The organism is Pseudomonas sp. GR 6-02, assembly GCF_001655615.1.
GTDB lineage: Bacteria > Pseudomonadota > Gammaproteobacteria > Pseudomonadales > Pseudomonadaceae > Aquipseudomonas.
In genome coordinates this window covers 6326847-6352433 of the sequence record NZ_CP011567.1, presented here as the reverse complement: position 1 = coordinate 6352433, position 25587 = coordinate 6326847, and the positions used below count along the sequence as shown (strand labels likewise).

Annotated in this window: 21 protein-coding genes; all 21 read left to right on the top strand. The window is 60.8% G+C overall.

What is annotated here, in order from left to right:
• The first annotated feature begins 1 nt into the window (after position 1).
• The 21 genes from PGR6_RS28310 to tssK all read left to right on the top strand — a co-directional run bounded on the left by PGR6_RS28310 (position 2) and on the right by tssK (position 25583).
• The gene (locus tag PGR6_RS28310; protein WP_168206193.1) at positions 2 to 721 is read left to right on the top strand and encodes a PP2C family protein-serine/threonine phosphatase; all 720 of its coding nucleotides are present in this window, start codon (positions 2 to 4) and stop codon (positions 719 to 721) included.
• Positions 718 to 3750 (top strand): serine/threonine-protein kinase, encoded by a 3033-nt coding sequence (locus tag PGR6_RS28305; RefSeq protein WP_064621128.1) that lies wholly within the window; start codon positions 718 to 720, stop codon positions 3748 to 3750. Before PGR6_RS28310 ends, PGR6_RS28305 begins: the two co-directional genes overlap by 4 nt.
• Entirely contained in the window at positions 3750 to 4466 is a 717-nt protein-coding gene (locus PGR6_RS28300; protein ID WP_064621127.1) for an ABC transporter ATP-binding protein, read from the top strand. Before PGR6_RS28305 ends, PGR6_RS28300 begins: the two co-directional genes overlap by 1 nt.
• Positions 4466 to 5662 carry an ABC transporter permease gene (locus PGR6_RS28295; RefSeq protein WP_064621126.1) on the top strand — a complete coding sequence of 399 codons (1197 nt, stop codon included), beginning with the start codon at positions 4466 to 4468 and terminating at the stop codon, positions 5660 to 5662. The genes PGR6_RS28300 and PGR6_RS28295 overlap by 1 nt, the downstream gene beginning before the upstream one ends.
• Positions 5655 to 7382 carry a formylglycine-generating enzyme family protein gene (locus tag PGR6_RS28290; protein ID WP_019650066.1) on the top strand — a complete coding sequence of 576 codons (1728 nt, stop codon included), beginning with the start codon at positions 5655 to 5657 and terminating at the stop codon, positions 7380 to 7382. The genes PGR6_RS28295 and PGR6_RS28290 overlap by 8 nt, the downstream gene beginning before the upstream one ends.
• Before the next feature lie 84 nt (positions 7383 to 7466).
• Positions 7467 to 8396, top strand: coding sequence for a type VI secretion system-associated lipoprotein TagQ (tagQ, locus tag PGR6_RS28285; RefSeq protein ID WP_064621125.1), 930 nt, complete (start codon positions 7467 to 7469; stop codon positions 8394 to 8396).
• Positions 8397 to 9241: 845 nt separating this feature from the next.
• Positions 9242 to 10798 carry a type VI secretion system protein TssA gene (gene tssA, locus PGR6_RS28280; protein ID WP_064621124.1) on the top strand — a complete coding sequence of 519 codons (1557 nt, stop codon included), beginning with the start codon at positions 9242 to 9244 and terminating at the stop codon, positions 10796 to 10798.
• 32 nt (positions 10799 to 10830) lie between these two features.
• The gene (gene tssB / locus PGR6_RS28275; RefSeq protein ID WP_007934526.1) at positions 10831 to 11334 is read left to right on the top strand and encodes a type VI secretion system contractile sheath small subunit; all 504 of its coding nucleotides are present in this window, start codon (positions 10831 to 10833) and stop codon (positions 11332 to 11334) included.
• 28 nt (positions 11335 to 11362) lie between these two features.
• The gene (tssC, locus tag PGR6_RS28270) at positions 11363 to 12838 is read left to right on the top strand and encodes a type VI secretion system contractile sheath large subunit (protein ID WP_019580436.1); all 1476 of its coding nucleotides are present in this window, start codon (positions 11363 to 11365) and stop codon (positions 12836 to 12838) included.
• 12 nt (positions 12839 to 12850) lie between these two features.
• On the top strand, positions 12851 to 13258 hold the full coding sequence (tssE, locus tag PGR6_RS28265; RefSeq protein ID WP_064621123.1) for a type VI secretion system baseplate subunit TssE: 408 nt from the start codon (positions 12851 to 12853) through the stop codon (positions 13256 to 13258).
• A 10-nt stretch (positions 13259 to 13268) separates the two neighbouring features.
• Positions 13269 to 13781 (top strand): PAAR domain-containing protein, encoded by a 513-nt coding sequence (locus tag PGR6_RS28260; protein WP_064621122.1) that lies wholly within the window; start codon positions 13269 to 13271, stop codon positions 13779 to 13781.
• Positions 13778 to 14584: a hypothetical protein gene (locus tag PGR6_RS28255; RefSeq protein ID WP_064621121.1), complete on the top strand. Its 807-nt coding sequence runs from the start codon at positions 13778 to 13780 to the stop codon at positions 14582 to 14584. The genes PGR6_RS28260 and PGR6_RS28255 overlap by 4 nt, the downstream gene beginning before the upstream one ends.
• Positions 14585 to 14869: 285 nt before the next feature.
• Positions 14870 to 15070: a hypothetical protein gene (locus tag PGR6_RS28250; RefSeq protein WP_019650072.1), complete on the top strand. Its 201-nt coding sequence runs from the start codon at positions 14870 to 14872 to the stop codon at positions 15068 to 15070.
• Positions 15071 to 15133: 63 nt separating this feature from the next.
• On the top strand, positions 15134 to 16921 hold the full coding sequence (tssF, locus tag PGR6_RS28245; protein WP_019650073.1) for a type VI secretion system baseplate subunit TssF: 1788 nt from the start codon (positions 15134 to 15136) through the stop codon (positions 16919 to 16921).
• Positions 16885 to 17892: a type VI secretion system baseplate subunit TssG gene (gene tssG, locus PGR6_RS28240; RefSeq protein ID WP_018927440.1), complete on the top strand. Its 1008-nt coding sequence runs from the start codon at positions 16885 to 16887 to the stop codon at positions 17890 to 17892. The genes tssF and tssG overlap by 37 nt, the downstream gene beginning before the upstream one ends.
• A 13-nt stretch (positions 17893 to 17905) precedes the next feature.
• Positions 17906 to 20554, top strand: a complete 2649-nt coding sequence (gene tssH, locus PGR6_RS28235; RefSeq protein ID WP_064621120.1) for a type VI secretion system ATPase TssH — start codon at positions 17906 to 17908, stop codon at positions 20552 to 20554.
• A gap of 10 nt (positions 20555 to 20564) precedes the next feature.
• Positions 20565 to 22082, top strand: coding sequence for a sigma-54 interaction domain-containing protein (locus PGR6_RS28230; protein ID WP_064621119.1), 1518 nt, complete (start codon positions 20565 to 20567; stop codon positions 22080 to 22082).
• Positions 22083 to 22388: 306 nt separating this feature from the next.
• Complete coding sequence (locus PGR6_RS28225) at positions 22389 to 22529, top strand: hypothetical protein (protein WP_018927443.1); 141 nt, start codon at positions 22389 to 22391, stop codon at positions 22527 to 22529.
• A gap of 17 nt (positions 22530 to 22546) precedes the next feature.
• Positions 22547 to 23743 (top strand): type VI secretion system-associated FHA domain protein TagH, encoded by a 1197-nt coding sequence (tagH, locus tag PGR6_RS28220; RefSeq protein ID WP_018927444.1) that lies wholly within the window; start codon positions 22547 to 22549, stop codon positions 23741 to 23743.
• A gap of 5 nt (positions 23744 to 23748) precedes the next feature.
• Positions 23749 to 24249, top strand: a complete 501-nt coding sequence (gene tssJ, locus PGR6_RS28215; protein ID WP_018927445.1) for a type VI secretion system lipoprotein TssJ — start codon at positions 23749 to 23751, stop codon at positions 24247 to 24249.
• A 2-nt stretch (positions 24250 to 24251) separates the two neighbouring features.
• A complete protein-coding gene (gene tssK / locus PGR6_RS28210; protein WP_018927446.1) occupies positions 24252 to 25583 on the top strand; it encodes a type VI secretion system baseplate subunit TssK in 1332 nt (443 codons plus the stop codon).
• The last annotated feature ends 4 nt before the right edge of the window (positions 25584 to 25587 follow it).

Genomic DNA, 25587 nt, shown 5'->3' with positions numbered 1-25587 from the left:
CGTGGGAAGGACCCTCAAGTCTGCAAGCAAAAGCCATGTCGGCATGGTCCGCCAGGTTAACGAAGACGCTTGCCTGGACCTGCCGCAAAAAGGCCTGTGGGTGGTCGCCGATGGCATGGGCGGGCACGCGGCGGGCGACTACGTCAGCAGTCTGATTGTCGACAGTTTGCGTAGCATTGCTGTGGGCCGTTCGCTGGATGAATACGTCGCGGCGTTGAAAACCGACCTGCTGCGGGTCAACGCCGCCGTGCGTGAAGAAACCGCCAACCGCGGCGTGACCATGATGGGCAGCACGGTGGTGGTGCTGGCGGCGCGTGACTTGCGTGGGGTGTGTCTGTGGGCGGGTGACAGCCGCTTGTATCGCCTGCGTGACGGCCGACTCAAACGCATCTCGCGGGATCACAGTTACGTCCAGGATCTGCAGGACAGCGGCCTGCTTAGTGAAGCCGAAGCCCGGGTGCACCCGCGGTCCAATATTGTCACCCGCGCTATCGGGGTCCAGGCACAGCTGGAACTGGCGATGGTCGAGTTGCTGTTGAAGCCCGGCGACAGTTACCTGTTGTGCAGCGACGGGCTGAACAAAACCGTTGAAGATCATGAGATCCGCGAGGTGCTGGGCCACGACGAGCCAGGGGAAATCGCCAGCAGCCTGGTGTCCCTGGGCCTGATGCGCGGCGCTCCGGACAACATCACCGTCATCGTCGTGAAGGTGCCTTCATGAACCTCACCGCGAACATTCTGATCCCGGGCTACGACATCGACGGTGAGATCGGTGAGGGCGCCATGGCCAGCGTTTACCTGGCGACCCAACGCTCGCTGGAGCGCAAGGTGGCGTTGAAGGTCATGGCCGCCGCGCTGGCAGCCGATCCGAGTTTCTGCGAGCGCTTCCTGCGCGAAGGCAAAACCCTGGCGCGCCTGTCTCACCCGCATACGGTCACCATCCATGACATCGGCAATGTCGGTGAGCTGTATTACATGGCTATGGAATACCTGCCCAATGGCACGCTCAAGGAGCGCATTGCCGCCGGCCTGACGCCGGAGCAGGGCCTGATCTACATCCGCCAGATCGCCTCGGCGCTGGGCTATGCCCATGGGCTGGGGCTGGTTCATCGCGACGTCAAACCGGCGAACATTCTGTTCCGCGCCGATGGCACAGCGGTGCTCTCGGACTTCGGCATCGCCAAGTCGCTGGACGACCGCACCCAGTTCACCCAAGCGGGTTTCGCCGTCGGCACGCCCAGCTACATGAGCCCGGAACAGGCGCGCGGCCAGGACATTGACGGCCGGGCCGATCTTTATGCCCTGGGCGTGGTGCTCTACGAAATCCTCGTCGGCAAACTGCCGTACACCGGCAACGACGCGCTCTCTACGGCCCTGGCGCATTTGACCGAACCGCTGCCGGAGCTGCCGGTGCACCACGGCCGTTATCAAGAGGTGCTGCGCAAGCTGTTGGCCAAGGATCCGGCCGAGCGTTTCCCGGATGCAAAGGCGTTGTTGCAGGCGCTGGATAATCTGCCCGGGGAATCGGTTGAAGCGACCACGATCCGGCCGTTGCCCCTTCCGGTGGGCAATGACCTGGCGGGACTGACGCCGGTGTCTATCGACATTCCGACGAGCCCCGCACAGCCGCAACCCCAAGCCAAGCCTGTTGCGCCGACGGCGAAGTCGACGCCGCAATCCCCGGCCTCGGAGCAGCGCAAGGGACCGGTGTTCGCGCTTGCCGCTGTTGCGGTAGCCGTGGTGCTGGCCTTGGGCGGCGCGGGTTATTGGTGGCTGTCCGGTGACGTCGAGGCGGACGCCAAGGTGCCAGTGGCTTCAGTGCCTCCAGTCAAAACACCACCACCAGCCGTGGCGCCACCGGTGAACCCCCCTGTGGCGACAGACGTCGATAATGGTCAGCGCCCGCTGCTGATGGCCGGCAAAAAAACCTTGTTCCAGCGGGTGCTCAGCAAGCCGGGAGCGAAACTCGCCAGTGAACCGGGGGCAGCACCTGACAAGGCCTTGCCGGCGTTTTCCGTGCTGTACGTCTATCAGCGCCAAGAGGTGGCCGGCAGCCCGTGGCTACGCGTCGGCGCCGCCACCGACGGGCGCAGTGACGGCTGGTTGCCAGCCGAGCAAGTCAGCGACTGGAAGCAAAGCCTGGTGCTCAAGTTCACCGAACGCTCCGGTCGTGCGCCGGTGATGTTCCTGCGTCAGCCCGGCGAAGTGGAGCGGCTGCTGGCCGATCCGTCGGCTGCAAAAAACCTGTTGCTCAAGGCCCAGCAGAACCGTGAAGACAATCAGCAGGTGCTGGCCCTGGAACCGGCCGCCAGCGCGGTGCCGCAGAACCAGTTTTATCTGTTGCCGATCTTTGATTCGCGCGAGAGCTTCGATGAAAACGGCCAGCCGGTGCAGTTGCTGAACGTGGCGTCCATCGACCCCGGCAATGCACCGAAGGCCACTGTCGGCAACACTCCGATCAGCGCCGCCAATGCCGATGCATTTCGTACCGCTGTGGTGTTGGTCGTCGACACCACGGTGTCCATGCAGCCCTACATCGATCAGGTCCGCGACGTGGTGCACCAACTGCAAACCCGCATCGCCGAGCGGGGCGAGCTGGACAGTGTCAGCTTTGGCCTGGTGGGGTTTCGAAACAGCATCCAGAAAACCCCTGGCCTGGAATACGTCGCCAAAACCTTGATCACCCTGGACCAGGGCCGCGACCCACAGCGCTTCATGGACCTGGCGCGGCAGGTCAAGGCGTCCACGGTCTCGAGCCATTCGTTCAACGAAGATGCGTTTGCCGGCGTGATGGAAGCGGTCGAGGGCATGGACTGGTCCGGTTATGGCGGACGCTTGATTCTGTTGGTCACCGATGCCGGTGCGTTGCGCAAGAACGACCCGTATGCCGCCACGCAAATGAACGAGGCCGAAGTGCGTCAGGCCGCATTGGGCAAACAGATCAAAATCTACGCCTTGCACCTGCTCAGCGATGCCGGCAAGAAAACCCATGGCGGTGCGCAAAGCCAGTATCGCACCCTGACCGCCGACGCCAACCCGCAGATCGGCGATCTGTACATCCCGGTGCCGGGCGCCGATGTGCGCAAGTTCGGTGAACGGGTGGACGAGATCGGTTCGGTGTTTGCCGACCTGGTGCATCAGGTGCGCAGCAACAAGTCGCAAACCGTGCCGCTGCTGAGCGCCGCGCCGAGCCTGGCCGACAAATCGGCGGCCATCGGCTACGCGATGCACATGGACTTCCTGGGGCGAAAAGCCGCCAGCCAGGCGCCGCAACTGGTCAGCGCCTGGACCGCCGACCGCGACTTGACCAACCCGGCACTGCCGGCGTTCCAGGTGTGCGTGATGCTGACCAAACTGCAGCTCAACGACTTGCAGCAATCGCTGAAACTGATCGTTGACGCCGCCCGCAAGACCCAGACCTCACCGAAGAATTTCTTCCAGGAAATCGCCAGTGCCAGTGCTTACATGAGCCGCGATCCCTCGGCCTTGCGCAAGGGCGGCAATCTGGCCGATGGCGGGGTTTTGGGGGAGTACCTGGAAGGACTGCCTTATCGCAGCAAGTCGCTGAACATGACCCAGGATTTGTGGCTTTCCCTGAGCGTGGCCGAGCAGGAGGACTTTATCGACGAGCTGGACTCGAAAATCCGCCTCTACGAAACCTTCCACAACGACCTGGCCAACTGGGTGCGTTTCGGCGATGCCGAACCGGGTGATGCCTTGTACCGCGTTCCATTGTCGACGCTGCCGTGATGCTGAACATGAGCGCAGTGCACAAAAGCCGGGGCGCCGGCAGCCAACGCTATAGCCTGGTTATTCCACGGCTGCAACTGCGTGCCGGTGAGCAACTGGCGGTGGTCGGTCCCAGTGGCTGCGGCAAAAGCACGTTGCTCGATTTGCTGGCGCTGGTGCTGGCGCCGGATCAGGCCGGGCAGTTTGATTTTGCGTCCGGCCAAACCACGACGGACATTGCCGGGCTGTGGCGCGCAGATGCGCAAAGTGCCTTGGCGAACCTGCGCAGCCGGCACTTGGGCTACGTGCTGCAAACCGGTGGCCTGCTGGATTTTCTGGACGTGCGCGGCAACATCGACCTGTCGCGCCAACTGCTCGGCTTGAACGACGACGGCAGCGTCGATCGCCTGGCCGGGGCGTTGGATATCATCGATCAACTGGGCAAAAGACCGTGCGACTTGTCCGTCGGCCAACGGCAACGGGTGAGTTGTGCCCGCGCCCTGGCTCATGGGCCGCGCCTGCTGTTGGCCGATGAACCGACCGCTGCCCTCGATCCGCTGAACGCGGAACGCGTGATGCAGTTACTGGTGACCCAGGCTCGTGAACACAGGGTGTGCTGCGTCGTTGCCACCCACGACGAGTCACTGGCCCGCGCCAGCGGTTTGCAGGTGCGACGCATCAGTTGTCATCGCGACGTCGATGGCGGTGTCACCGCCACCCTTGGGGAGGCCTGCTGATGCGCGGCGCGCTGGTGGCTTCCCTGGCCTGGCAGGATTACCGCAACGATGCCTGGCTGTCGGCCTGCTCGGTATTGGCGCTGGTGGCGGTGATCGCACCGCTGCTGGTGCTGTTCGGTTTGAAATTCGGCCTGGTCAGCAGTTTGACCGAGCGCCTGGAAAACGACCCGGCCACCCGGGAGATCATCCCCCTGGGTGGCGGCCGGTTCAGTGCCGCGTTTATCGAGCAGTTGAGCCAGCGCGGCGACGTGTCGTTCGCCTTGCCGCGCACCCGGCAGATTGCCGCGACAGCGGATCTGACCGCTGGCGCTTCGACGGTGACTGTGGAAATGATCCCCACCGCCACCAACGATCCGTTGCTCGGCAGTCTGCCGGTACCCCAAGGGCTGGATCAGGTGCTGCTCAGCCAGACCGCCGCCGAAAAGCTTGGGGCCAAGGCCGGTGATTGGTTACAGGCCGGTTTTGGCCGGCAGGTGGCCGGTCGTGGCGAGGCGCAGCGCACTCGCGTTCAGGTGCTGCAGGTTCTGCCGCTGGAAGCCTTCGCCCGGGACGGATTGTTCGCGCCGTTGACGTTACTGGAAGCGGCTGAAGATTACCGGGACGGCCGCGCCGTGCCTGCGTTCGATTGGCCAGGTGATGCGGTGGGCGCGACGGAGCAGCGGGTATATCCGGCGTTTCGCCTGTACGCCCGCAGCCTCCAGGATGTCGAACCGCTGCGCCAATACTTCGCTGCACAGAACCTGCTGGTCTCGACCCAGGCCCAGGCCATCGCCCAAGTGCAATCGCTGAGCCGCAACCTGTCGATCGTGTTCTGGATCATCGCCGGATTAGCCGTGGCGGGAGCGTTCGCGGCGATTTTTGCCGGGGCGCTGGCGGCGGTCGAGCGCAAGCGTCGAGCGTTATCGGTGCTGCGCTTGCTGGGGTTTTCCACGGCAGCGTTGCTGTTGTTTGTGGTGGTGCAGGCGCTGTACAGCGCCGGCCTTGCCGCCCTGTTGAGTGCCGGGCTGTATGGCCTGGCGCAATCGGGCCTGAACCATTTATTTGCGCAGATGCCGGGCGAGTACGCCAGCCATCTGCTGGCGCGTCACTACGCGTTGGCCCTGGCGGCCGTGCTCGGCGTCAGCGCCGTGGCGGCGCTCTGTGGTGGCTGGCGAGTGGCGCGTATCCAGGCGTGTGAAGGAATCCGAGATGTATAAGTTACTGGGCGCCGCCGTGGCGCTGAGCCTGGCCGGCATGGTCTGGGCTGATGAAGGCACCGACAAGCTGGACAACCCCAAGCCGTTGCCCGATGACGTCAGCCTGCCGCTGCCGTGCGAAGGGCAGATGGTGTTCCGTTACGTCTACATCCTGGCCCAGGGCAGTCTGGACGACCGCGAGATCAGCCTCGGTTACCCGTTCAGCGAAGGCGAGGCCGGCTATCAGCAGTCGTTCATTTCCGGTTATCGCCGGGACTTCATCAATGGCCAGTTCACCCTCAAGGATCTGCCCAAGGACTGGAGTAAAAGCATCACCCCGTTGATGCCCAAGACCGACGCCAACACCCCGCTCAAACCGATGCTCTATTTCATCGGCAAATACGAAGTCACCGCCCGCCAATACGCGCAGGTCATGGCCCAGGCGCAATCGTTGGCCAGCGGTGAACCAGCGCCAGCCTGCGAGGCGTTGCAGGCTGAAATTCCGCAAGGCATGGCCGGGCGTTTGCCCAAGGTGAAGCTGTCGCGATTCGAGGCGGAACGCTTCTCGGCGGTGTATAGCGCCTGGCTGATGAAATACCACAAGGACCTGCTGCCGGTGAGCGGTCGCGGCACCTCGGCAGAGGAGGGCGGGCTGGGTTTTGTGCGCTTGCCGACCGAAGTCGAATGGGAATTTGCTGCCCGTGGCGGGCAGGCCGTCAGCCGTCAGGACCTGGAAGGGCGCCTGTTTCCCCGGCGCCTGGACGGCAGCGAAAGCGACGGACCGCTGGCCGATTGGGCGGTCTTCAATCAGGTCGCCGGCGGCACTGGTCAGGCCGCGCGGTTGATGCCGATCGGTACCAAACTGCCAAACCCCATTGGCTTGTTCGACGTGATCGGCAACGCCGCCGAAATGGTCCAGGAGTCCTTCCAGCTGGTGCACGCCGGACGGCGCCAGGGAACCTACGGCGGCTTCGTGGTCAAGGGCGGCAATTACCTGGAAGGCGAGGGCACCTTGTTTACCGGGATGCGCCGCGAGTACCCGCTGTTCGCCGCCGACGGCACCGAGCAAAACAACGAAACCACCGGGTTCCGGGTCGCGGTTGGCGCGTTGTCGGCGCCCCGTTCGCGCTACAAGGAACTGTTTGCCCAATGGCAGAAAGAAGGTCGGCTGGCTTCGCTGACCGATGCCATCGATGACGCCCAGGACCCGACCAAACGCCTGGACAGCATCATTGCCGCCAGCGTCGATCCGCGTTTGCAAGCCGAGTTGGGGCTGGTCAACGAAGAGCTCAAGCGCAACGTCTCGCTCATCGCCCAACAGCGCGAGGAAGCGGCCGGCAACCTGATCCAGTCGGCGGCCCTGGTGGCCGAGACCGTCAACAACTACAACATTCGCCTGACCAATTTGCAGAAGAGTCGCCAGCAGGCCGTGGACGCCAAGGACGAGGCCAGCGCCAAGCTGTTCGCCATGGCCATCGACAACGGCCGCAGCGCGCTGGACGGCGCGGTGGCGATCTACATCGACAACCTGGCGACTGGCACGCGCTACACCGATGCCGTGATCCAGGCGCAGTTTCAACGCATCAAGGAAGAGTTGGAGCGCAAGCCGGTACTGGGCAAGAGCCTGGTGACGCGCGCGACGTTATTCGTTCGCCATGTCGGTGATTATCGTCAGCAACGACGAGCCGACCCGGCGGCGATATTGAAGGAATTGCTCGCATCGAACGCTCAGCGGTCTTGATCGTTCGTTGTACAGCGAGCTTGGAAGGGACTCAGGCGGCGATGGGCCGTGCTGAGCTGGTCAAACTTAAACGAGAACACAACTATGCTTTCCTCCCGTAAAGCTTTTGCTTCGGTTTCCAAGCGTCACTTGCTGCTGATCGCTGTTGGCTTCAGCACCGTACTGACCGGTTGCGCTACGTCGCCGACGTCCAAGGTCGCCTCGAGCACCAAGGTCGAGTACTACCCGAACTGCTACGAGCCGGTGCAGCACCTGCGCGCCACCGATTCGAACATGACCAAGTCGGTGGTTACCGGTGCGGCTGTCGGCGCTGTCGGCGGTGCACTGTTGGGCGCCCTGACCGATTCCGAGAACCGTGGCCGCAACGCCGCCATCGGTGCAGCAGGCGGTGCCCTGGCGGGCGGCGCGGTCGGTTACTACAACGAGCGTCAGAAGCAGATCGCCGATGACAACCAGCGCATCGCGTCCTACGCCTCCGACGTCAACAAAAGCGCCGCCGACATCGACCGCAGCACCGCGTACGCCAAGGCTTCGCAACAGTGCTACCAGAGCGCGTTCACCAAACTGGTCGCCGACCGCAAGGCCAAGACCGTCAGCGACACCGAGGGCCGCAAGCGCCTGGCAGAAATCGTCGCCGGCCTCAAAGAGTCCAACGACCTGATCGTCGCGGTGAACGGTAAAGCCAGCGAAGACCTGAACAACTACACCCAGGCCTACGAAAAAGACCTGCAGCAAGTAGGCGTGCAGCGCACTGACGTGGTCACCGTGGCGACCGCCGACACCACACCGGTCGTGACCCCGACCAAGAGCAAAAAAGCGGTGAAACCGGCGAAAAAACCGGTGCTGCCAACCGTGCCGAAAGAAGCGGTCACCACCGAGAAAACCCTGCAAACCGCACAAGCCAAACAGGCGGAAAGCAAGCAAGTCGCCAGCGCAGGCACCTCTCAGGTCAACAGCATGTGCAAGAACCCGGACCTGGGCGACTGGGCACCGGTACCTTGCCCGAATGTTTGATTGAGCTTTCTGTAGGGCTTTGATCATTCCCGCGCACTGCGTGGGAATGATCTGTACTGGCTACGCCTGGGCGCCATGCGCCGCCATCTCCTGCGCTGGCAAATGATCCAGCGCTCGCTTCACCAGCAACTGCGGATTGTCCGCCATTCTGCTCAACGCCAATTTACATCCCTGCCAGCCTCCATAGGGGATGCCGAGTTGGAGCAAGCGCAAACTACCCGACACGCTTACAAGCGAACAAAAGAATGATGTCGGACGCCTCCAGAAAGTACGTCAGAGTTTTCCGCGTTTCAGAATGTTGCGTCAGCAACGCGCGAAGGGCTTCGATACTTTTGTAAGAAATTTGAGGTGAACGGAATATGTATATGGAGAGAAATGGATCAAATACAAGGCGCCATCATTTTGACGGAGCCTTGTATTGCTTATTGTCTGTCACTGCTATGTCCATAGATGACTGTAACTTTTCGGAAACCTCCTACATTTTTCATTTTTTATTTTTGTCATGCTGGGTTCCGCTTCAGGGCGTGAATGTTCAGTGATTATCCACTGGTTTGATAAACCGCTCTGGCCCAATGGTTTCGGGGGCAATGCGTCGAGATGGGAGGGTTAAAGCCAGCGTCAGGGAATCCCCTGTCACATATAGGGATTTCTCCTACATGCAATAGAGAAACCGCCGTTTTATTGTTTATTTGGGTGCTTGCTAATGGCCATCATTGTGATTAGGATGCGCGCACTTGAAAGAGCACGAACTCAATTGGATGAGACTCATCGCAGCTCTTTGATACTGTCCGGCGCCATTGCAACTGCAATGGCCGCATGACCGTTTTCCTAATTAAAGGCCATGGATGTCCTACTCAAGCAAACTTTCTGCCCATTACCTTGAACTCGCAAAAGCCTCTGTTTCCCAAGAGAGTTTCGCGGGCGAGGATGTTCGCTTTTCGAGCGAATACGAGGCATTGGAAAGCGAACTGGCCAAAGCCCAGTCCATGCACGAAAGTGGTCAGATCGACTGGCTGAAAATCCGTGAAAACAGCGAAAACCTGCTGCGCACTCAATCCAAGGATTTGCGTGTCGGCGCGTGGCTGACCTGGGCGCTATACCAACGTGAATCCTTCCAGGGGCTGCTGGCCGGCCTCGGTTTGTTGCACCATCTTTGCGAAAACCACTGGGCTGAAGTTCACCCGAACAAGGCCCGCACCCGCTCCGCCTCCATCAGCTGGTTGGTGCCGCGTCTTGAACAGGTGCTGAACGAAAACGTTGCGATCAAAGAGCAGCTGCCGCTGTTCCGCCGGCTGGTCGAGCATCTGGAAGGCCTCGACGCCGCGTGCACCGAGCACTTGGGCGATGACGCGCCGTTGCTGCTGCCGATCTCCCGCCGCTTGAAAAACATGGTTCAGCGCGCCGCTGACAACCAGCCGGAGCCCGGTGTGGTGGGCGCCGCAGTGGCCCAGGTCAAGCAGGCTGCGACCCAGCTGTTCACCCCCGGCGCACCGATCGACAACGAGAAAGAAGCCCATAAGGCCCTGCGCGCTCAGCAGGAAAGCGCCCGTCCGTTGTGCGCCTGGTGGCTCAAGCAGAAAGCCACCGACCTGCGCGCCCTGCGCCTCAATCGTACGCTGCTGTGGCTGCCCATCGACGCGGTGCCCGAGCGCAATGCCGAGCAGATCACCGTCCTGCGTGGCGTGCCGGCAGACAAACTCAAGGCCTATCAGGACCGCTTCGACCAAGGGAAATACGCTGATCTGCTGGTAGAGCTGGAGGCGAGCCTGGCGAAGGCGCCGTTCTGGTTCGATGGCCAGCGAATGGTCTGGGAATGCCTTCAGGGGCTGAACGCCGAGATGGCCATGCGCGAAGTGGAAATCCACTTCGCGCTTTTGGTTCAGCGCCTGCCCGGCATCATCGAATTGCGTTTCCACGACGGCGCGCCGTTCGCCGACCCGGCCACCCGCGCCTGGATCAGCGCCCACGTCATGCCGCACCTGCAAAGCGCCAGTGCGCCGCGCAAGGTCGAAGTCGCCGATACCCAGCCGGCCTGGGAACTGGCCCTGGAAGAAGTCATGCCGATTCTGCGCAAGGACGGCCTCAAGGCCGCCGTGCAGATTCTCAAGCAGGGCCTGCAAAGCGCCCACGGCGGGCGGGTTCGGTTCTTCTGGCAGTTCGCCCTCGCGCGGCTGTGCTTCATGGCCAAGAAATACGAACTGGCCAAGACCCAACTCGAAACCCTCGACCAAACATTACAGGACTCAGGCCTGCACGCCTGGGAGCCCGATCTTGCGCTGGAAGTGCTGCATTTGCTGCATAGCTGCTGCGAGTTGTTACCGCAGAACCATGCAGTGCGTGAACGCAAGGAAGAGATTTATCGCAGGCTGTGCCACCTCGATCTCGAAGTGGTACTCGAATAGGCCCCAGGGCCACAACCGCAAGGAGAAAAGCCATGGCCAAAGAAGGCTCGGTAGCCCCCAAGGAACGCATCAACGTCACCTTCAAACCCGCCACCGGCGGTGCTCAGGAAGAGATTGAACTGCCGCTGAAACTACTGGCAATCGGTGACTACACCCACCGCAAGGACGAACGCAAAGTCGAAGATCGCAAGCCGATCAGCATCGACAAGATGACCTTCGACGAAGTGCTGGCCAAGCAAGAGCTGAGCCTGACGCTGAGCGTACCGAACCGTCTTCAGGAAGAAAGCGACACTGAAGAACTGGCCGTGCAACTGCGCGTCAACTCGATGAAGGACTTCAACCCGGCATCCTTGGTCGAGCAAGTGCCTGAGCTGAAAAAACTGATGGAACTGCGCGACGCGCTGGTGGCCCTCAAAGGCCCGCTGGGTAACGCGCCTGCGTTCCGCAAAGCCATCGAAGGCGTGCTCGCCGACGACGAATCCCGCGGTCGCGTACTCGGTGAGCTGGGCCTGAACGCCGCAGCCCAGGACGCCTGAGCCCCCATCAGCCAAGGAAGCCAACACAATGAGCACTAGCGCAGCACAGCAAAAGAGCAACGAGAACGGCGAATACAGCATTCTCGACAGCATCATCGCCGAAACCCGCCTGACCCCGGATGACGAAGCCTACGACATCGCCAAGCGCGGTGTGTCGGCGTTCATCGAAGAGCTGCTCAAGCCGCAGAACAACGGTGAGCCGGTCAAGAAGGCCATGGTCGACCGCATGATCGCCGAGATCGATGCCAAGCTCAGCCGCCAGATGGACGAAATCCTGCACCACCCGGACTTCCAGTCCCTGGAATCGTCGTGGCGTGGCCTGCAGTTGCTGGTCGACCGCACCAACTTCCGCGAAAACATCAAGATCGAAATCCTCAACGTCTCCAAGGACGACCTGCTGGATGACTTCGAAGATTCGCCGGAAGTGATGCAGTCGGGCCTGTACAAGCACATCTACACCGCTGAATACGGCCAGTTCGGTGGTCAGCCGGTTGGCGCGATCATCGCCAACTACTACATGTCCCCAAGCTCGCCGGACGTGAAACTGATGCAGTACGTGTCCAGCGTAGCCTGCATGTCCCACGCGCCGTTTATTGCTGCCGCCGGCCCGAAATTCTTCGGCCTGGAAAGCTTTACCGGCCTGCCGGACCTGAAAGATCTGAAGGATCACTTCGAAGGCCCACAGTTCGCCAAATGGCAGAGCTTCCGTCAGTCGGAAGACTCCCGTTACGTTGGCCTGACCGTGCCGCGCTTCCTGCTGCGTAACCCGTACGACCCGGAAGAAAACCCGGTCAAATCGTTCGTGTACAAAGAAACCGTCGCCAACAGCCACGAGCACTACCTGTGGGGCAACACGGCCTACGCGTTCGGCACCAAGCTGACCGACAGCTTCGCCAAATTCCGCTGGTGCCCGAACATCATCGGCCCACAGAGCGGTGGCGCGGTTGAAGACCTGCCGTTGCACCACTTCGAAAGCATGGGCGAAATCGAAACCAAGATTCCTACCGAAGTATTGGTTAGCGACCGTCGTGAATACGAACTGGCCGAGGAAGGTTTCATCTCCCTGACCATGCGCAAAGGCTCCGACAACGCGGCGTTCTTCTCCGCAAGCTCGGTGCAGAAGCCGAAGTTCTTCGGCATCAGCGCTGAAGGCAAGGCTGCAGAGCTCAACTACAAGCTCGGCACCCAACTGCCGTACATGATGATCGTCAACCGCCTGGCTCACTACTTGAAAGTGCTGCAGCGCGAGCAACTCGGTTCGTGGAAAGAACGTACCGACCTCGAGCTGGAACTCAACAAGTGGATCCGCCAGTACGTGGCCGACCAGGAAAACCCGAGCGCCGAAGTTCGTGGCCGTCGTCCGCTGCGTGCTGCCCAAATCATCGTCAGCGATGTTGAAGGCGAGCCGGGCTGGTACCGCGTCAGCCTGAACGTGCGCCCGCACTTCAAGTACATGGGTGCTGATTTCACCCTGTCGCTGGTTGGCAAGCTGGACAAAGAGTAAACGGAGCGACTCATGACTGGATACGGCAGCCTTTTCGAACGCCTGAATGGCGACGCGGACAAACGCGTCGGCTGGAGCCGCGAGGTTTCCGCCATGGCGTCGGTGGCTGCCCATCTGGCCAAGATGCTCAGCACCCGTGCGGGCAGCGTGCAAACGCTGTCCGATTACGGGCTACCCGATCTCAATGACATGCGCCTGAGCCTGCACGACTCCCTGAGTCAGGCCCGCCGGGCCATCGAAAGCTTCATCGAAGCCTACGAACCGCGCCTGAGCAACGTGCGTGTCATCTCCCTGCCGCGTGACAACGATCAGCTTCGCCTGTCCTTCAGCATCGAAGGCCTGCTGGAAGTTGATGGTTTCAAGCGCCAGGTCAGTTTCGCCGCGCGCCTGGATGGCAGCGGTCAAGTAAAGGTCAACTAAGGAGATTCGTATGTCCGGCAAACCAGCAGCCCGCGTATCCGACCCCACCGCTTGCCCGCTCCCCGGCCACGGCACCAACCCGATCGCCGCCGGTTCCGGCGACGTGTTCTTCGACGGCCTCGCGGCCGCCCGCCAAGGCGATGCCTCGGCGTGTGGTGGTGCGATGGTTGGCGATCTTGCAACGACTGTTTTGATCAACGGTAAACCGGCGGCGACCGTGGGCTCCGTTGGTGCTCATGGCAATAAAGTTACGGCCGGGTCTTCGACGGTGATTATCGGGAACTCTCACACGCCGGTTCCGTTTATTCCGCCGGTTCCATTGATGCTGTTTTCCCATTGTCAGCATGTTGTGATGGAAGATCAGGATGGAAATCCACTTCAGGATATTCCTTATCAGATTACAACCGCCAAAGGCGAAGTTATCTCCGGGCAAAGTGATGCAATGGGCAGAACCCAGTTGGTAGGGGGGGAAGAAGGTGAAACTTTTGACTTTCACGCCGCAATTGATGGAGCGTCGGTATGAGTGCCGAAATTTTGTCTACCTTGATGGCGCGGTCAATTGCGTTAACTCCAAAGTCAGATCCCGTCGGGAAAAAAGTTACCTATAAAGTATTCTGGAAAACGACTGCTTTCTGGACGGATGCAGATATTGCTGCTTATCACGACGAAGCACCATTGATTGCGGAAAAACTGATCAATGAAAAATATTGGGATAAAAACGGCGCTGTAAAAAATAATAAGTTTACGTGTGAAGACTTTGCTCTGAGGGTTTTATGCGAATTTGCGTCTAAGCGTGGATTGCCGGTAAAGCTGAAAACGGGTGTTAGAACTTACCGGAATATGGAGAATTACACCGCAGCGCAGCATGATCGTTACGCTTCCAATATGTACGGCTTTAGCGAAATGGTCATGTTGACCTATGGTGCTCCGGATATGCAGGAAGTGGGTGAAAATACTCTGGCTGTGGATGCAGTAGAAAGCCTGATGCCCGGGGACATCCTTGCGCAGGCTCTTGATCGTCCTGGAGATGTTGCGCACCATATCCAAGTCGTAGTCGGAATTAATACCTCCAGAATTGACATCAGGCAGGGTAATACTAGTGGTTGGAGTACCCGCCCTAATACAACATTTCAGAGATTGATTGGCTCTAACATGGCTGATCCGCAGAATGATGGATATGCGGGTATGTCGATTGAAAAAGGATTTTATGAGAAGGCGGTTGTTGGGTGGGATTATAAAAATATGGCTAAAGGCTCTACGGATGAAGACTTTTTGAAAAACTTCCAATTGTATCGTTGGAATTTCATGGGGTTTAATAAAAAATGAGTTTTGACGTCTATTTGGCAGTGTTGGCTGATAGTGATTTGTTTGGAACTTTGGCGATTTTTTGTTTTTTTGCGGCGATTGGTAATTTGTTTGTTAGGGTTAGAAACTCAAAGTGGCACCGAGTTTTGACTTTTTTGTGTCTGGTGTCCATTACATTGCTCGAAGTGGTTGGCAGTTATTATGCCAACTTACCGCCTGCGTGAATGCAGACTTTTTTCTGTGGTGTTTTGGCACTGAAACTGCTGCTGCTCTACAACGGAAGTTTTACTCAAGAGGATGTAAGGGATGAGCGGTTATCTGGCCGTATTAGCTGACAGTGACCTATTCGGTACGTTGGCCATTTTATCGCTGATTCTAGCCCTGACTGGGCTACGCAATAAAAGCCGTAACTCGAAGCTTCATAGGTTGCTGACGTTCATTGTCTTGATGGCGATACCGGTGATGCACGGCATTGGCACCTATTTCCTGAATTTGCCTCCCGCATAAATATGACCACTGAGCAAAAACACGTATCTAGCTCACCCAAATTCAAAACCAGGCAGCCCATCCATGTCCTTTAACCACTACTACCAAAGCGAACTCACCGCACTTCGCCAGTTAGGTCGTCGTTTCGCCGAGCGTAGCCCGGCGTTGGCGCCTTTCCTTGGTCAGGCCGGGCGGGATCCGGATGTGGAGCGGTTGCTGGAGGGCTTTGCCTTTCTGACCGGTCGTCTGCGGCAAAAGCTCGACGACGAGTTGCCGGAGCTCAGCCATTCCCTGATGCAGTTGCTGTGGCCGAACTACATGCGGCCGCTGCCGGCGTTCAGCATTTTGCAGTTCGATCCGTTGAAGCGTTCCGGGCCGGCGTTGAGGGTCGAGCGTGATACGCCGGTGGAGAGCGTGCCGGTCGATGATGTGCGTTGCCGTTTCCGTACGTGCTACCCGACCGAGGTGTTGCCGCTGGATCTGGCCGCGCTGAATTACTCGGTAAAGGGTGACGGTTCGCTGTTGAGCCTGCGCCTGGAGATGAGCGCGGATGGTCACCTCGGCGAGTTGGAGCTGAGTCGTCTGCGCCTGCACTTTGCCGGTGAGCGTTACATCAGCCAGATGCTTTACCTGAGCCTGTTGCGCAACCTCGAAGGCATTGAGCTGATCCCGCTGGACGGCGCCGGCAAGCCCATCAACGGCGTAAGCGGTCAACCGATGGCGTTCAAGATGCCCGGCGACCGTGTGCAGCCGGTGGGTTTTGCCGAAGAGGAAGCGTTGATCCCGTATCCGCTGAACACCTTCCGCGGCTATCGCTACCTGCAGGAGTATTTCGCTTTCCAGGACAAATTCCTGTTCGTTGATATCAACGGTCTGGACCTGCTCAAGGCATTGCCGGAAGACACCCTCAAGCAAATGCGCGGCCTTGAATTGCGCTTCGATATTCGCAAGAGCGGCATCATGCGGATGCGTCCGACCCTGGACAACGTGAAGCTCTATTGCACGCCGATCGTCAACCTGTTCGAGCACGATGCACTGCCGATTCGCCTCGACGGCAAACAGGACGAATACCTGCTGTTGCCGGCCGAATACGACCTGGAAAACTGCGGTGTGTTTTCGGTGGAAACCGTGACTGGCTGGAAGCCCGGCGGCCTCGGTTATCAAGAGTACGTGCCATTCGAATCCTTCGAGCACGACCCGAGTTTCGACGTGCCCAACAGCCGTCCGCATTACAGCATCCGCCAGCGTTCGTCGTTGCTGCACGACGGCCTCGACACCTACCTGAGCTTCGGCATCCGCCACACCGAAGCCCACGAAACCCTGTCGATCGAGCTGATGTGCACCAACCAGAACCTGCCGCGCAAGCTCAAGCTCGGCGACATCCGCATGGCCTGCGAAGAGACGCCGGAGTTTTTGAGTTTCCGCAATATCACCCCGGCTACCTCGAGTTTCGCGCCGCCGCTGAACCGCGACTTCCTCTGGAAGCTGATCAGCAACATGTCGCTCAACTATCTGTCGCTGGCCGACGTCAACGCGTTGAAGGTGATTCTCGAAACCTACGACCTGCCGCGCTACTACGACCAACACGCGGAAAAAGTCAGCAAACGCCTGCTGGGCGGGCTCAAGTCGATCAAGCACCAGCATGTCGACAGATTGCACCGAGGGTTACCGGTTCGCGGGTTGCGCACCGAGCTGACCATCGACCCGGAAGGGTATATCGGCGAGGGCGACCTGTTCGTGTTCGCTTCGGTTCTTAACGAGTTTTTCGCGCTTTACGCCAGTCTCAATTCGTACCACGAGCTGCGGGTAAAAAGCACACAGGGAGAGGTGTACCAATGGACACCACGTATGGGCCTGCAGCCCCTGCTTTAAGCGGGCTGACCCGGGTAATACGCGAGTACTCGCTGTTTCAGGCCGTGCTGCTGGTGATTGACCGGCTGCGCGATGCACACCCGCACCTGAGCGAAGACGACCTGTACGACCAGCTGGAATTCCAGGCCAACCCGAGCCTGGGTTTCCCTGGCAGCGACGTCGATCGCGTGGAGTTTTTCGAAGAACACGGGATGAGGCGCGCGCGTCTGCGTTTCAACCTGATCGGCCTGGTCGGCTCCGGTTCGCCGTTGCCTGCGTTTTACGGCGAACAGGCGCTGGGTGACAGCGAAGACGGCAACCCGACCCGTAACTTTCTCGACCTGTTTCACCATCGCCTGCAACGGCTGATGCTGCCGATCTGGCGAAAGTATCGCTACCGCGCGAGTTTCCAGAGTGGCGCGCTCGACCCGTTTTCGGCGCAGCTGTTTGCCCTGATCGGCCTCGGCGGCGAAGAGATCCGCAAGGCCCAGGAGCTGAACTGGAAACGCCTGCTGCCTTACCTCGGCCTGCTCAGCTTGCGGGCGCACTCGGCGGCGTTGATCGAAGCGGTGCTGCGCTACTACTTCAAGCACGCCGAGCTGACCATCGAACAGTGCATCGAGCGCCGCGTCGAAATCCTCGACGAGCAGCGCAATCGCCTCGGTCGCGGCAACAGCATGCTCGGCGAAGACCTGGTGCTGGGCGAGCACGTGCGCGACCGCAGCGGCAAATTCCGCATTCACATCCGCGAGCTCGACTGGCAACGCTTCCACGAATTCCTGCCGATCGGTTTCGGCTACCAGCCGCTGTGCGCGCTGGTGAGGTTCACCCTGCGTGACCCGCTCGATTACGACATTCGCCTGGTGCTGCGCCAGGAAGAAATCCGCGAACTTCGCATCGGTGAGCAGAACGCCTGTCGCCTGGGGTGGACCAGTTGGCTTGGCCGCGAAAAAGCGGACGGCGTGGTGACCCTGGGCAGCAAAATTCATTAAGGACAGATGACACATGATCAACGTAGACCTGCAACAACTTATCCAGGCGCTGGACGCCGAAACCCGTCGTGACCTGGAAAGTTCTGCCGAACGCTGCGTCGCCCGTGGCGGCAGCAAGATCCTCGTCGAAGACTTGCTGCTGGGCCTGCTGGAGCGTCCGCAAGGCCTGCTCGCCCGGGCGTTGCAGGATGCCGAAGTGGACGCTGGCGAGCTGAGCGCCGCGCTGCAATCGCGGGTCGAGCACAGCGCCTCGCGCAACCCGGTGTTCGCCCCGGAACTGGTGCAGTGGCTGCAGGACGCCTTGCTGGTGGCCAACCTCGAACTGGGCCAGAGCCAGGTCGAGCAGGCCGCGTTGATCCTCGCATTGCTGCGCAACCCGATGCGCTATGCCGGCAGCCGTTATCAGTCGTTGCTGGCCAAGCTGAACATCGAGCGCCTGAAAGAATTCGCCCTGTCGCAGAAAGAACAACCGGCCACCGGCAAACCGGCCGTGCCCGGCGAATCACTGCTGGAGCGCTTCACCCACAACCTGACCCAGCAGGCTCGCGACGGCAAACTCGACCCGGTGCTGTGCCGCGATGGCGCGATCCGTCAGATGGTCGACATCCTCGCTCGTCGCCGCAAGAACAACCCGATTGTGGTGGGTGAAGCGGGCGTCGGTAAAACCGCCATCGTCGAAGGCCTGGCCTCGCGCATCGCAGCCGGTGAAGTGCCGCAAGTCTTGAAAGGCGTTGAGCTGCTGTCGCTGGACATGGGCCTGTTGCAGGCCGGCGCCAGCGTCAAGGGCGAGTTCGAACGTCGCCTCAAAGGCGTGATCGACGAAGTCAAAGCCTCGCCGAAGCCAATCATCCTGTTCATCGACGAAGCCCACACCCTGATCGGCGCGGGTGGCAACGCCGGCGGTTCTGACGCGGCCAACCTGTTGAAACCAGCCCTGGCCCGTGGCGAGTTGCGCACCATCGCCGCCACCACCTGGGCGGAGTACAAAAAATACTTCGAGAAAGACCCGGCCCTGGCCCGTCGTTTCCAACCGGTGCAACTGCACGAACCGACCGTCAGCGAAGCGGTGACCATTCTGCGTGGCCTGGCTCAGGTCTACGAGAAGAGCCACGGCATCTACCTGCGCGATGACGCGGTGGTTGCCGCGGCTGAGTTGTCCGCCCGTTACCTGGCGGGTCGTCAGCTGCCGGACAAGGCTGTCGACGTGCTCGACACCGCCTGCGCCCGCGTACGCATCAGCCTCGCCGCCGCCCCGGAAAGCCTGGAACGCCTGCGTGGCGAACTGGCCGAAGGTGGCCGTCAGCGTCAGGCCCTGCGTCGTGACGCCGAAGCCGGTCTGCTGATCGATCACGAAGCGCTGGACGCTCTGGAAGATCGCCTGGCTGATGCCGAAGACGAAAAGGTCGCCCTCGAAACGCTGTGGACCGAGCAGAAAGAACTGGCCGAGCGCCTGCTGGAGCTGCGTCAGCAACTGGCCAAGGCTCGCGAAGCCGCTGCTGTCGAACCGAGCATCACGGTTGAAGAAGACGCCGAAGGCACCGTGATCGAAACGTTGCCGGTGGACGAAGCGCAAAGCGTTGAAACCCTGGAAACCGCGCTCAACGAAACTCACAAAGCTCTGACCGAGCTTCAGGTCAAAGAACGCCTGGTGAGCTTCGAAGTCTGCCCGCGTCTGGTGGCCGAAGTGATCAGCGCCTGGACCGGTGTGCCATTGGCGCAACTGGCTCGCGAACACAACGCCAAGGTCGCAAGCTTCGCCACCGACCTGCGCACGCGCATTCGTGGTCAGGAGCAAGCGGTTCATGCGTTGGACCGTTCGATGCGCGCCACCGCCGCTGGCCTGAACAAACCGGATGCCCCGGTCGGCGTGTTCCTGCTGGTCGGCCCGAGCGGCGTCGGCAAGACCGAAACCGCACTGGCCCTCGCTGATTTGTTGTACGGCGGTGATCGTTTCATCACCACCATCAACATGTCCGAGTTCCAGGAGAAGCACACCGTGTCGCGTCTGATCGGTGCGCCGCCGGGCTATGTCGGTTACGGCGAGGGCGGCATGCTCACCGAAGCCGTGCGGCAGAAACCGTACTCGGTGGTGTTGCTTGATGAAGTCGAAAAAGCCGACCCGGACGTGCTCAACCTGTTCTACCAAATCTTCGACAAAGGTGTGGCCAACGACGGGGAAGGGCGCGAGATCGATTTCCGCAACACGCTGATCCTGATGACCTCGAACCTGGGCAGCGACCGCATCAGCGAGCTCTGCGAAAACGGCGCGCGGCCGACAGCCGAAGTCCTCGAAGAAACCATTCGCCCGGTGCTCAGCAAACACTTCAAGCCGGCATTGCTGGCGCGCATGCGCGTGGTGCCTTACTACCCGGTGGGCGGCCCGGTGCTGCGCGAGCTGATCGAAATCAAACTCGGTCGTTTGGGCGAGCGCCTGAACCGCCGTCAGCTGGATTTCACTTACTCCCAGGACCTTGTCGATCACCTGGCTGAACGCTGCACTCAAAGCGACAGCGGTGCGCGCCTGATCGACCACTTGCTCGACCTGCATGTACTGCCGCTGGTGGCCGACCGTTTGCTCGATGCGATGGCCACCGGTGAAAGCCTCAAGCGCGTGCATGCGACGCTCGACGGCAATGCCAGCGTGACGTGCGAGTTCGCCTGAGGTGGGTGTGATGTTCACTCAAGTGCCGCAACCGCTGGTCTATGCCGAAGCCTTGCTGGCGCAGTTCGCCAGCCTGTCGCGGGCGGCGGACAGCGCTGTGCTGCTGGGTGACTTCGTGCGCGGCCTGGCCGAGCTCAGCGGTTGCGAGCTGACGCAGTTGTACCTGCTGGATGCGACCCACACTTGCCTGGGGATGAACGCCGAGTGCCTGAACGGCGTTCTGCAACCCCGGGAAGGGGCCAGCCTGCCGGCGGATTACAACGGTGAACAACTGCTGCAATTCGCCTTGTGCCAGAACCGCGTGGTGTGCCTCAGCGAGCTGAGCGGCAGCCTGCACGAAACCAGCTTCCTGCCGCCCCAGGCCACGCCCTGGCAGTCGCTACTGTGCGTGCCGCTGGTCAATCAGCAGAAGGCTGTCGAAGGTTTGCTGCTGTGCGCCAGTCGCCGGGTAATCGACCTGCAAGGCTTTGCCGATTCCCTCGGTCAACTGGGCTCGTTCGTGCTCGGCCAACTGCACTTGCTGCAGCGTTTGCGTCAGCCGAACGGTGATACACGCCCGGCGCCGCTCAACGTCCCGAGCGCCAGCGGTTATGGCCTGATCGGCAAGAGCGTGGCCATGCGCCAGACCTATTCGCTGATCAGCAAAGTCCTGCACAGCCCCTACACCGTGCTGCTGCGCGGTGAGACTGGCACCGGCAAGGAAGTGGTCGCGCGGGCGATTCACGATTGCGGCCCGCGCCGGTCCCAGGCGTTCATCGTGCAGAACTGCGCGGCGTTCCCCGAGAACCTGCTGGAAAGCGAGCTGTTCGGCTACCGCAAGGGCGCCTTCACCGGTGCTGATCGCGACCGTGCCGGGCTCTTCGATGCGGCCAACGGCGGCACCTTGCTGCTCGATGAAATCGGCGATATGCCGTTATCGCTGCAAGCCAAGTTGCTGCGGGTATTGCAGGAGGGCGAGATCCGCCCGCTGGGTTCCAACGACACCCACAAAATCGACGTGCGCATCATCGCCGCGACGCACCGGGATTTGTCTGTGCTGGTCAGCGAAGGCAAGTTCCGCGAGGACTTGTACTACCGCCTCGCGCAATTCCCGATCGAGCTGCCGGCGCTGCGTCAGCGCGAAGGCGACATCCTCGACCTGGCGCGGCACTTCGCCGACAAGGCTTGCTCGTTCTTGCAGCGCGACGCGGTGCGCTGGTCCGACGCGGCGCTGGATCACCTGTCCGGTTATGCCTTCCCCGGCAACGTTCGCGAACTCAAGGGTTTGGTCGAGCGCGCAGTGCTGCTGTGCGAGGGCGGCGAGTTGCTGGCCGAGCATTTCTCCCTGCGCATGGAAGCCATGCCGGAAGACAGCAGCCTGAACCTGCGCGAACGCCTGGAGCAGGTCGAGCGAAGTCTGCTGCTCGACTGCCTGCGCAAAAACGACGGCAACCAGACCCTCGCCGCCCGCGAACTCGGGCTGCCACGGCGCACGCTGCTGTACCGCCTCGGGCGGCTGAATATCAATTTGGGTGATTTCGATGGCTGATCTCGATTTCTACAACCCGACCACTCAGGTTGGAATGCCCCCTGTGGCTGGCGAATTCCCTGTGGCGAGGGAGCTTGCTCCCGCTGGGCTGCGCAGCAGCCCCAAAACCCTGCGCCGCGGTGTGGCAGTCAAACCGCACCCTCTGTTTTACGACTGCTTCGCAGCCGAGCGGGAGCAAGCTCCCTCGCCACAAAGGCGATGCGCAAGGCCTCTGGCTGGAGCGCTCGAATCCACCTCATCTGCTTCTGATAGCGCCACCCGAAAGGGTCGGCGCTTTGTGCTTTGTCTACCTCTGGAGACCCTCTGATGCCTGTTCGTCACTGGCAAGCCGTCCTGCTGACCTTCGTCGTTCTATGCGGCCTCGGCGGCTGTAGCGGCAATTACAAATACAACGACAACACCTATCGCCCATTGGGTGATCCGCAGGCGGTCAATCGCGGCAAGTGACCGCAAGGAGCATCATCATGGAACTGGTTTTCGAAATGCTGAACACCAAGCAGTTCGTGCCCACGGATTTGTGCCAGAAGACCTTCAAACAGGCCGGTGGCGTGATCGGCCGGGGCGAGGATTGCGACTGGATCATCCCCGACCGCAAGCGTCATCTGTCTAACCACCACGCGGTGATCAGCTACCGCGAAGGCACGTTTTTCCTGACCGATACCAGTAGCAACGGGATTCAGGACAGCGAAAGCGGCGCGCGCCTGCGCAAGGGCGAGCCGATGCGCATCGAACACGGCAGCGTGTATGTGCTGGGTGACTTCGAGATTCGCGCGCGACTGGTGCGCGACCCGGCGACGTTCGACGTCGAAGTCGGCCGTCCGCAGGCCGCGGGCAGCATCATCCCGGACGATGCGTTCCTCGACCTTGACCCGCTCAATGCCCTCGACCAGCAAGAACGCGTGTACTCGGAGATCGAGGAGCTGATTTCCCCGAGCACGGTGATCGAGGACACCCGTCAGCGCGCCGACTACGCGCGCATCGACATGGAAAGCCTGATGGTGCCGGAGCTGATCGCCGCCCCGGCAGAACCAGCGCCAGCCCCGCTGCCAAAAGCGGTTGAGCGTCAGAGCGAAGGTTTCTGGGAGCACTTCGGTGCGGCGTTGGGCGTGGACCTCAAAGGCCTCGACCACGATGCCCGCGAAGCCCTGGCCCTGAACGCCGCACGCCTGCTCAAGCAGAGCGTCGGCGGTTTGCAGCAGAGCCTGCGCACCCGAAGCGAGCTGAAAAACGAACTGCGCCTAGCCCAGACCACCGTACAAGGCAGCCAAAAGAACCCGTTGAAATTCGCCGTCGATGCCGGTGAAGCGCTGGGCATTCTGTTGCAGGGCAACAAGCCGGGTCAATTGCCGGCCGAGCAAGCGATCTCCCGTGCGTTCCGCGATTTGCAGGCGCATCAGGTGGCCTTGCTGACCGCCAGCCGCGCCGCTGTTCGCGGCACTCTTGAGCACTTCTCGCCGCAACAGCTGACCCTGCGTTTCGAGCGCGACAACAAGCCGTTGCTCGCCACCTCCGGCAGTCGCTGGAGAGCTTATGGGCGTTATCACCAGGCCCTGCGTCAGGACGATGACTGGAGCGAGCGCCTGCTGGCCCGCGACTTCGCCCAGGCCTACGAAGAACAGATCCGCCTGATTTCCACCCTTCACACCGACCACCAAGGATGATGCGCATGTCTCGCTGTTCCACCGCTTTTTTCAAGATGCTGACTGCGTTCGCTGCTTTGGTGCTGCTGGCCGGTTGCTCGTCGCTGTCGCCGTATTCCACCGTGACCAAACTCAACCTGAAGCTGACCGCCAGCGATCAATTGAACCCGGACCTCAACGGTCGTCCGTCGCCGATCGTCGTGCGCCTATTCGAGCTCAAGCACCCGGTGGCCTTCGAGAACGCTGATTTCTTCAGCCTCTACGAACGCGCCAAGGAATCCCTGGCCCCGGACCTGGTGGCCAGCGAAGAACTGGAACTGCGCCCAGGCGAAACCGTCGAGCTCAAGCTCAGTGTGGAAGAGGGCAGCCGTTACGTTGGTGTGCTCGCCGCCTACCGCGACCTGCCGGAAACCAAGTGGCGCTACACCGTGCAAATCACTCCGGTGCAAGTCACCGCGGCTGATCTGACCCTCGATCAGGCCGGCATCCGCAACACCCATGAAACGCTCGCCAAGGCGGATGACTGAACATGAATGCCCATAAAGTCATTTGGCAGGAAGGCATGCTGCTGCGTCCGCAGCACTTCCAGCACAACGATCGTTACTACGACCACCAGATGAAGACCCGCACCCAGTTGCTGGGCAGCTACACCTGGGGCTTCCTCAACCTGGAAATCGACTTGCAGTTCCTCAACATGGGCAAACTGGTGATCAGCCAGGCCTCGGGGATTCTGCCCGACGGCAGCCTGTTCGAACTGGGCGGCAACACCGAGCCGTTGGCCCTGGACGTGCCGCCGAACACCGGCAATACGCCGATCTACCTGGCACTGCCGTTGGTGACGGGTAACCACATCGAGGCCCGCCGCCCGGAGCAATCCGACGTGCTGGCGCGCTACACCGCGTATGAAGCGGAAGTGGCCGACTCCAACGCCGGCGACGACTCCGCCAGCCAGGTCAGTTGCGCCCGTCCGGACTTCAAGCTATTGCTCGGCGAGCAGCAGAGCGATCAGGCCTACGTGAAGCTGAAGATCTGCGAAGTGCTCGACACCACGCCTGACGGCGTGATCAGCCTCGACCCGGATTTCGTGCCGACCTACATTCAGGCGCACTCGTCCAGCTACCTGCTGTCATGCCTCAAAGAAGTGATCAGCATGCTAGGCCACCGGGGCGACACCATCGCCGACCGGATCCGCTCCAACGGCAAGGTCGGCGGCGCGGAAGTCGGCGACTTCATGATGCTGCAACTGATCAACCGCACTGAACTGTTGCTGCGCCATTACCTCGGCCTGGAACAGGTTCACCCGGAAGAGTTGTACCGCACGCTGCTGACCATGCTCGGCGATCTGGCGACGTTTTCCAGCGACAGCAAACGCCCGCGTCTGGACAGCCGTTACCAGCACAGCGACCAGGGCGCGAGCTTCCGCAAACTGATGGAAGCGATTCGTCAGGTGCTGTCGATGGTGCTCGAACAGCACGCCATCGAACTGGTTCTGCAAGCGCGTCAGTACGGAATCATCGTGTCGCCGTTGCACGACCACAAACTGCTGGGCTCGGCTTCGTTCGTGCTCGCGGCCAGTGCCAACTGCGACTCCGAAGAACTGCGCCATCGCCTGCCGGCGCACCTCAAGGTCGGCCCGGTGGAGCGCATCCGCCAACTGGTCAACCTGCACCTGCCGGGCATCAAGGTCAAACCGTTGCCGGTGGCCCCACGGCAGATCGCGTTCCACTCCAACAAAACCTATTTCATCCTCGAACTCAGTTCCGAAGACCTGGCGCAACTCGAACGCTCCGGCGGCTTCGCGTTCCACGTGTCCGGCGAATTCGCCGAGCTTGAACTGAAATTCTGGGCCATCAGGAACTGACCGA